An 8,421-nucleotide genomic window follows, 5' to 3' on the forward strand; every position below is an offset into this window, starting at 1 on the left:
GCGGCATCTGCAATCTCCCTGAACGGTTGAAGGGTTGAGTCCACGCCATGAATGTCGGCCAAGGCCTGTTCACGTGACAGCCGCTTGTAACAGAGCTTGTCCCGTGGCGGCGAGTCCGACCATTCCGCCGACGGTTTCCCGTTCCACGGTTCAGGTCAGCCGGTGGCCCGGCTCTCCCCCTGGGGATTGGGGGGGCTTGCTCGGATGTCGGATGAGGGCGGGATTCGTGACAAGTTAGGGGGTCCCCCGGGAAAGTCGAAGCCCGATATCAGCTTGGCGCTGATGCCCGGCAGGCCGCTGGCCACCTACCCTCACCGCTGCGCACCGCACAACGGAGAGCGATCATGAAAACCCATGCCCCCCGCGGGGAAGCCACCGCCACGCAACGTCAGCCGGCGGCGCAAGACGCATCGACTCGCAGCTCGCACGACACGGCCCAGGCGGTGAACGAGTCGCCGCGAATGCTGGCGCAGCGCCGCCAGATCGAGAACATCTTCGGCCCGGCGGCGCAGCGTCGGCCGGTCCGCATCAATGCCGAACCCCAGGCCGCCCCTGTCGCCGGCCACGTCGAGGCGGCCCAGCGCACGCTGTGGGTCAAGAGCGGGTCGGGCACCTACGCCTACCACTATGGAAAGGACTTCAAGAACGACCACCTCGGCGGCGAGGATCACGCCATCGCCATCTTGAAGCAGCGGTGGAAAGACCGCGGGCTCTCTTCCCCCGTCACCGTCATCACCGAACTCGATGGCAATCACGACGGCACCGATGCCAAGACGCTGCCGGGCTACCAGTTCTCGCTGAACATGGACGTGGAGGGCTGGACTGCCAACTGGGATGAGAAGTACAACCCCGTGACCACGGAGATCAGCTCCGCCACGCTCTCCGGGTACACCAAAGGCAAGCGCGGCTTGATCACGCACGTCAGCTCGTCCGGCTGAACATGATTTAAAGTTGCTACTCAATATTCAGTAGCAACTTTGAACATGCCTCGTCTTTCCGCAGCACCCCCATCGCCGCCCGGTCTCGATGTCGACGGCCGCTGGAAGCACTGGCTGGTCGACCTGCAAGTCACGCACAACCTGCGCGACATCCGCGGCAACCTGCTCGCCCTCGCGTACCTGCTGACGAAAGAGCCTGCGGGCACGCAGGCCGTGTGCGTGTTGGTGGGCAGCAAGATCACGCAAGACCGCCTTGCCGCCGAGCTGGCCATGTTCCGTGCGGTGGTGCGGCCGAGCCTGGGGTCGCGGGTGCACTTGGCGCAACTCATCGGCGACAAGGTGGTGGGTTTGCCATCACCCGGCACGGGGTTCATCGAGTGGCTGCAAGACCTGGCCGGCCAGAAGGCAGCGCCCGCCGGCGCACCGAGTTCCAGCCGCGAGGTCGTGCTGGCCTTCCTGCTGCGCTCGTGGCTGGCGCACAGCGGCCCGCTGAGCACCACCGCCATCCAGTCCGCGGTCGGCGCCAGCTACCCCACGGTGGCCAAGGTGCTGAAGCAGCTGGAAGCCGCGGCGGTTCTCGCCAGGGCATCGGATCGGCGCATCGAGATGCGCGCCCCTTCGCTGCTGCAGTGGCGCAACTGGATCGCCGCCCAGGCCGCCACCCGCAAGACGGTTCGCTTCATCGATCCGGCCGGCACCGCCCGATCGCCCGAGGCGATGGCCCAGCGGCTCTTCAAGCTCCGTCGCGATGACGTGGCGGTGGGCGGCGTGCTCGGTGCCAGGCACCACTTCGCCGACTTGAACATCACCGGCAGCCTCCGGCTCGATCTCACCGTGCACCGCGCACCGCTGGATTTCATCGGCAAGCTCGACGCCGGGCTTGTCGAGACACAGGATCCGAATGCCAAGGCCGTGATCGTCGTGCACCACTCGCCAGGCCCGAACCCGTGGTTCGTGAAAGACAAGGCCGGCGTCTGGGCCGACCCGCTCGAATGCCTGATCGACCTGCATGAACTCGGGCTGGATGAGCAGGCTGACGCGATGCTCACGCATTTGGTCGAAAAGCGGAACCAATAGTGCGCCGGGGTCACTGAGCCGTCATGGCACTGACCCCACCGCGCTCGCTCGACGCAGCGCCTGCAACATGTCAAGCAAAAACGCAACCCAAAGCGCTATAGTCTGCCCACCGCAGACGCACCATGAGCAACGCCATTTCCCGCCGCCTCGACCTCATCCGTGAGAAGGGAGCCATGCGTTCTGCAGATGTCGCCAATGTCCTGAGCGTTCGTCCTGAAACGATTTCGCGCTGGAACCAAGGCAAGTCATTTCCACACGCTCAGACCGAAAAGCACCTGATGGAACTGGCGTTCATCGTCGAGCAGCTTTCGGATTTCTACGAGCCAGCGGAAGCACGCATGTGGATCTTGTCGCGGCAAAAACTACTCGGCGGGCAGGTGCCGGCGGAGCTGATCCAGGCCAATCGCGTGGACGAGGTGCTGGCTGCGATCAATCAGCTGCGGGACGGGATCTACCTCTGATCTGACCCTCGCGATCCGGCACCCTCATGCTCCGTGATTCCGAATTGCTCGATCGCCTGGCCGGCTTTCCAACGCGGTCGTTCGATGGTGAGGTCTATCGAGCGACCAGGCAGAACCTGGATCCAATCGCGCCCTCGACAAGTGGAGGCAGATGGATGCCCGCCGGCGGTGCAGGCGTGCTCTACACGAGCTTGTCACGCGAGGGGGCCCTCGCTGAGGTCAGCTTCCACTGGATGCAGTGGACACCGCGCCCATCAAAGCCAGCCAGCCTGCATACGCTTCGGGTCGAGGCCCGCCGCACACTTCGCCTCGTGCGCGTCGATCTGCACGCGCTCGGCATCGCCGACATCGATTACCTCGGCGTCAACAACGCACGCACGCAACAGATCGGCGATGCAGTGCAGTTCCTCGAATGCGATGGACGGCTCGCCGGCGACTGAGCAAGGGTTGCCATGCATCACTGGGCCCGCTATCGGCACAAGACCTTTGACTTGCAGTCACCCATTCCGTGTGGCTTACTTCGCTGCCCTGAGTTGCCGCCCTGGGGGAACCGCATGAACCTGCTTCGCACTCGCGGGGTCCACGTCACCCTGACCGCCCTGTTGCTGGCACCGTTGCTCGCCGTGTCGGCCTGCAAGCGCAGCGAGCTCCCGGCCCCTGCCTCGGGCGGCACAGCCCCAGCCCCCACGTCCGCCGTCACGCCGCCACCCGGTGACAGCGCCGCCTCCGCCACAGGCAGCGGCCCGGCCGGCGGCACCGCCATCGGCGGCATGGAAGCCCATCCCACCGAGGCCAAGCCGGGCACCAGCGGCACCCCGGCCCCCACGGGCGGCGACGGCAGTGCCTCCGCCCCCGCAGCGGCGGCCTCCAAGTAGGTCTAAGCAAACAGGTCGGGATAGTGAGACCGCCATTGCGGCCTCGACGATTCCGCGACAAGATCCCCCACTCGCATCCGACATCGCCATTCCCACGTTTCGCGCACCACGCGATTCCCGCAGGAGGCCCTTGATGGACATGAACCGCAGGCAGTTCTTCCGCGTCAGCGGCGCCGGACTCGCCGCTTCCAGCCTCGTCGCGCTGGGCTTCTCGCCCGCCACGGCGCTCGCCGAGACGCGCAACTTCAAGCTCGCGCGCACCACCGAAACCCGCAACACCTGCCCGTACTGCTCGGTGGGCTGCGGCATCATCATGTACAGCCTGGGCGACAAGGCGAAGAACGTCGTCGCCGACATCATCCACATCGAGGGCGACCCCGACCACCCGGTCAACCGCGGCACGCTGTGCCCCAAGGGCGCCGGCCTGCTCGACTTCGTGCACAGCCCCAACCGCCTCAAGTACCCCGAGGTGCGCGAGGCCGGCAGCACCGAATGGAAGCGCGTCTCGTGGGACGACGCCATGTCGCGCATCGCCAAGCTGATGAAGGCCGACCGCGACGCCAACTTCATGGCCACCAACGCCGCCGGCCAGGTCGTCAACCGCTGGACCTCCACCGGCATGCTGTGCGCCTCGGCGTCGAGCAATGAATCGGGCTACATCACGCACAAGGTGATGCGCTCGATGGGGTTGCTGGTCTTCGACAACCAGGCGCGCGTCTGACACGGACCGACGGTGGCCAGTCTGGCCCCGACGTTCGGACGCGGCGCGATGACCAACCACTGGGTGGACATCAAGAACGCCGACCTCGTGCTGATCATGGGCGGCAATGCCGCCGAAGCCCACCCCTGCGGCTTCAAGTGGGTCATCGAGGCCAAGCACCACAACAAGGCCCGGCTGGTCGTCGTCGACCCGCGCTTCACGCGCTCGGCCGCGATGGCCGACTACTACGCCCCCATCCGCGCCGGCAGCGACATCGCCTTCCTGGCCGGCGTCATCAACTACCTGATCAGCAACGACAAGCTGCAGAAGGAGTACGTGAAGGCGTACACCAACGCCTCGTTCATCGTCGGCGAGGCCTACGGCTTCCAGGACGGCATCTTCAGCGGTTACGACGAGGCCAAGCGCAGCTACAGCAGCGCGAGCTGGGGCTACGAACTCGACGACAAGGGCTTCGCCAAGGTCGACCCGACGCTCGAGCACCCGCGCTGCGTGCTGCAGGTGATGAAGCGCCACTACGCGCGCTACACGCCCGAGCTGGTCAGCCGCATCACCGGCACGCCGAAGGACAAGTTCCTGAAGGTGTGCGAGATGATCGCCACCACCGCGGTGCCGAACCGCGCGATGACGATCATGTACGCGCTCGGCTGGACCCAGCACAGCCAGGGCTCGCAGATGATCCGCACCGCGGCCATCGTGCAGCTGCTGCTCGGCAACATCGGCATCGCCGGCGGCGGCATGAACGCGCTGCGTGGCCACAGCAACATCCAGGGGCTGACCGATCTGGGGCTGCTGTCGAACTCGCTGCCGGGCTACCTGTCGCTCGCGCGTGAATCCGAGCAAGACCTCGAGACCTACTACAAGACCCGGGCGCTGAAGCCGCTGCGTCCCAACCAGACGAGCTACTGGCAGAACTACCCGAAGTTCTTCGTCAGCCTGCAGAAGAGCTGGTGGGGCGCCGCGGCCACGGCCGAGAACTCGTGGGCCTACCACTACCTGCCGAAGATCGACAAGGTCTACGACGTGCTGCAGGCCTTCGAGCTGATGAGCCAGGGCAAGCTCAACGGCTACATCTGCCAGGGCTTCAACCCGGTCGGCTCCTTCCCCAACAAGAAAAAGATCATCGAGGGGCTGTCGAAGCTGAAGTTCCTCGTCACGATCGATCCGCTCAACACCGAGACCTCGGAGTTCTGGAAGAACTTCGGCGAGTTCAACGACGTGAAGAGCGAGACCATCCAGACCACGGTGTTCCGGCTGCCGTCGACCTGCTTCGCCGAAGAAGACGGCTCGCTGACCAACTCGGGCCGCTGGCTGCAGTGGCACTGGAAGGGCGCCGAGCCGCCGGGCGAGGCGCGCGGCGATCCGGAAATCATCGCCGACCTGTTCAACCGCATGCGCACGGCCTATGCGAAAGACGGCGGCGCCTTCCCCGATCCGATCGTCAAGCTGACCTGGCCGTACAAGATCCCGCACAGCCCGTCGGCCGAAGAGCTGGCGATGGAATACAACGGCAAGGCATTGGCCGACGTGCTGGCCCCGCCCGACCCGAAAGACCCGAAGGCGCCGCCGAAGGTGCTGGCCAAGGCCGGCGAGCAGCTCTCGGGCTTCGGCCTGCTGCGCGACGACGGCAGCACCGCGAGCGGCTGCTGGATCTACTGCGGCGCATGGACGCAGGCCGGCAACCAGATGGCGCGGCGTGACAACAGCGACCCGTGGGGCATCGGCCAGACGCTGAGCTGGGCCTGGGCATGGCCGGCGAACCGGCGCATTTTGTACAACGCTGCGTCGAGCGCACCCGACGGCAAGCCCTGGGATGCGCGGCGCAAGCTGGTGCAATGGAACGGCACCGCCTGGGGCGGCTCCGACGTGCCCGACATCCGGCCCGACGCGAACCCGGGCGACGCCGAGCGCGTGCAACCCTTCATCATGACGTCCGAAGGCGTCGCGCGGCTGTTCGCACCCACCGGCATGGCCGAAGGGCCGCTGCCGGAGCACTACGAGCCCTTCGAATCGCCGCTGGCCACCAACCCGATGCACCCGAACAACCCGAAGGCCCGCGCCAACCCGGCGGCCCGCGTGTTCAAGGGCGATCTCGAGATGATGGGCTCGCCGAAGGACTTCCCGCTGGTCGCCACCAGCTACCGGCTGACCGAGCACTTCCACTACTGGACCAAGAACGTCGAGACCTCGGCCATCATCCAGCCGCAGCAGTTCGTCGAGATCGGCGAGGAGCTGGCCAAGGCGAAGGGCATCGCCAACGGCGACACGGTGAAGGTCTCGTCGAAGCGCGGCTCGATCAAGGCGGTGGCGCTGGTGACCAAGCGCATTCCGCAACTCGACGTCGACGGGATCAAGGTCGACACGGTGGGCCTGCCGAACCACTGGGGCTTCGTCGGGCTGGCGAAGAAGGGCTACCTGGTGAACACGCTGACACCCTTCGTCGGCGATGCGAACACGCAGACACCCGAGTACAAGTCGTTCACCGTCAACATCGAGAAAGCCTGAGCCATGAGTTCACTGCAATCTCTCGACATCGCCGCGCGCTCCGCCACCACCACGCCGAGCCCGCGGGCGCGGACGACGCCTGAGGTCGCGAAGCTGATCGACGTCTCCAGCTGCATCGGCTGCAAGGCCTGCCAGGTGGCGTGCATGCAGTGGAACGACCTGCGCGACACGGTGGGCAACAACGTCGGCGTGTACGACAACCCGGCCGACCTGAGCGCCGAGTCGTGGACGGTGATGCGCTTCTCCGAGGTCGAGGTCAAGCCGCAAGCGCCATCGCTGAACCAGGAGATGAAGCTCGAGTGGCTGATCCGCAAGGACGGCTGCATGCACTGCGACGACCCGGGCTGCCTGAAGGCCTGTCCGGCGCCGGGCGCGATCGTGAAGTACACGAACGGCATCGTCGACTTCATCGAAGAGAACTGCATCGGCTGCGGCAACTGCGTCACCGGCTGCCCGTTCGACGTGCCGCGCATCAGCAAGAAAGACAACAAGGCCTACAAGTGCACGCTGTGCTCCGACCGCGTCAGCGTCGGCCTGGAGCCGGCCTGCGTGAAGGCCTGCCCGACCGGCGCGATCCACTTCGGCAGCAAGGAAGACATGCTGGAGTACGGCAGCGAGCGCGTCGCCGACCTGAAGGAGCGCGGCTATGCGCAGGCCGGCGTCTACGACCCGCCCGGCGTCGGCGGCACGCACGTGGTGTACGTGCTGCAGCACGCCGACCGGCCGCAGCTGTACCACGGGCTGCCGGCCGATCCGTCGATCAGCCCGTGGGTCTCGCTGTGGAAGGGCGCGGCCAAGCCGCTCGCGCTGGCCGCGATGATCGGCGCCGCGGTGGTCGGCTTCTTCCACTACACGAAGGTCGGGCCGGTCGAGGAACCCGCTGAAGAGGAGGAACGGCCATGAAGCGTTTCATCCAGCGCTATGCCGACGGCACCCGCATGAACCACTGGGCGGTGGCGATGCTGTTCTTCTGCGCCGCGTTGTCGGGCTTGGCGTTCTTCCACCCTGCCCTCTACTTCTTCACGCTGCTGTTCGGCGGCGGACCGTGGACGCGCATCCTGCACCCGTTCTTCGGCGTGCTGATGGTGCTCGGCTTCGTGCTGCTGTTCGCCAAGGTCTGGCGCGAGAACACCTGGAAGCCGCGCGACACCGAATGGCTGAAGGCGGCACCGCACCTGATGCAGACCGGCGACGAGCACGGCATGCCGGCGGTGGGCAAGTACAACGCCGGGCAGAAGCTGGTGTTCTGGCTGTTCGGCATCAGCCTGCTGCTGTTGTTCGTCACCGGCTTCGTGTTCTGGCAGCCGTGGTTCGCGGATTACTTCGCGATCCCGCTGCGGCGCATCGCGGTGGTGGTGCACGCGGCCTCGGCGGTGGTGCTGGTGCTCAGCGTGATCGTGCATGTGTATGCCGCGATCTGGGTCAAGGGAACGATGCGGGCGATGACGCGCGGCACCGTCACCGAGGCCTGGGCGCGGCAGAATCATCCGCTCTGGTACCAGGAAACCACGGGAAAGAAATGATGAACCCCGCGCGATGGCACTGACTTCCACGACTCGGCTGCTGTCGCCCGAAGAGATCGCGGTCCAGGCCGGCCAGCAGGTTCCCTACCTGCGGCTGCCCGAGCGCAGCACGCTGTTCGCCGAGCGTGAGATGCGGCTGCGCCAGCTGGCCGCCGGCGGGCAAGCGATGCGCGATTTCCTGGTGTTCATGGCCGAGCTGGCGCATGTGCAACACGGGTTGCTGCAGGCGTACCCCGCGGTCGCGCTGCCCGATGCGGCCGCGCTCGACGCCGCCTCGCGCGCCGGCCTGCCGCCGCTGCCGGCCGAGCACTGGCCGCGCGACCC

Annotated in this window: 9 protein-coding genes; all 9 read left to right on the forward strand. The window is 66.3% G+C overall.

Features of this window, described 5'->3' with window-relative positions; translation table 11 throughout:
* The first annotated feature begins 344 nt into the window (after nt 1–344).
* The gene (locus ACXJLU_RS15455; RefSeq protein WP_457332356.1) at nt 345–938 is read left to right on the forward strand and encodes a hypothetical protein; all 594 of its coding nucleotides are present in this window, start codon (nt 345–347) and stop codon (nt 936–938) included.
* A gap of 45 nt (nt 939–983) precedes the next feature.
* Entirely contained in the window at nt 984–2,015 is a 1,032-nt protein-coding gene (locus tag ACXJLU_RS15460; RefSeq protein ID WP_457332358.1) for a hypothetical protein, read from the forward strand.
* A 122-nt stretch (nt 2,016–2,137) separates the two neighbouring features.
* Entirely contained in the window at nt 2,138–2,476 is a 339-nt protein-coding gene (locus tag ACXJLU_RS15465; RefSeq protein ID WP_457332359.1) for a hypothetical protein, read from the forward strand.
* Between the two features lie 26 nt (nt 2,477–2,502).
* The gene (locus tag ACXJLU_RS15470; RefSeq protein ID WP_457332361.1) at nt 2,503–2,916 is read left to right on the forward strand and encodes an RES family NAD+ phosphorylase; all 414 of its coding nucleotides are present in this window, start codon (nt 2,503–2,505) and stop codon (nt 2,914–2,916) included.
* 114 nt (nt 2,917–3,030) lie between these two features.
* A complete protein-coding gene (locus ACXJLU_RS15475; RefSeq protein ID WP_457332363.1) occupies nt 3,031–3,351 on the forward strand; it encodes a hypothetical protein in 321 nt (106 codons plus the stop codon).
* Nucleotides 3,352–3,481: 130 nt separating this feature from the next.
* Nucleotides 3,482–6,574, forward strand: a complete 3,093-nt coding sequence (gene fdnG, locus ACXJLU_RS15480) for a formate dehydrogenase-N subunit alpha (protein ID WP_489742156.1) — start codon at nt 3,482–3,484, stop codon at nt 6,572–6,574.
* A gap of 3 nt (nt 6,575–6,577) precedes the next feature.
* Complete coding sequence (gene fdxH, locus ACXJLU_RS15485) at nt 6,578–7,477, forward strand: formate dehydrogenase subunit beta (protein ID WP_457332367.1); 900 nt, start codon at nt 6,578–6,580, stop codon at nt 7,475–7,477.
* Complete coding sequence (locus ACXJLU_RS15490; RefSeq protein ID WP_457332369.1) at nt 7,474–8,097, forward strand: formate dehydrogenase subunit gamma; 624 nt, start codon at nt 7,474–7,476, stop codon at nt 8,095–8,097. Before fdxH ends, ACXJLU_RS15490 begins: the two co-directional genes overlap by 4 nt.
* Before the next feature lie 13 nt (nt 8,098–8,110).
* Nucleotides 8,111–8,421: formate dehydrogenase accessory protein FdhE domain-containing protein (gene fdhE, locus ACXJLU_RS15495; protein WP_457332371.1), on the forward strand; the 311-nt coding region annotated here is incomplete at its 3' end.

The sequence above is a fragment of the Rhizobacter sp. P5_C2 genome (genome assembly GCF_054049715.1).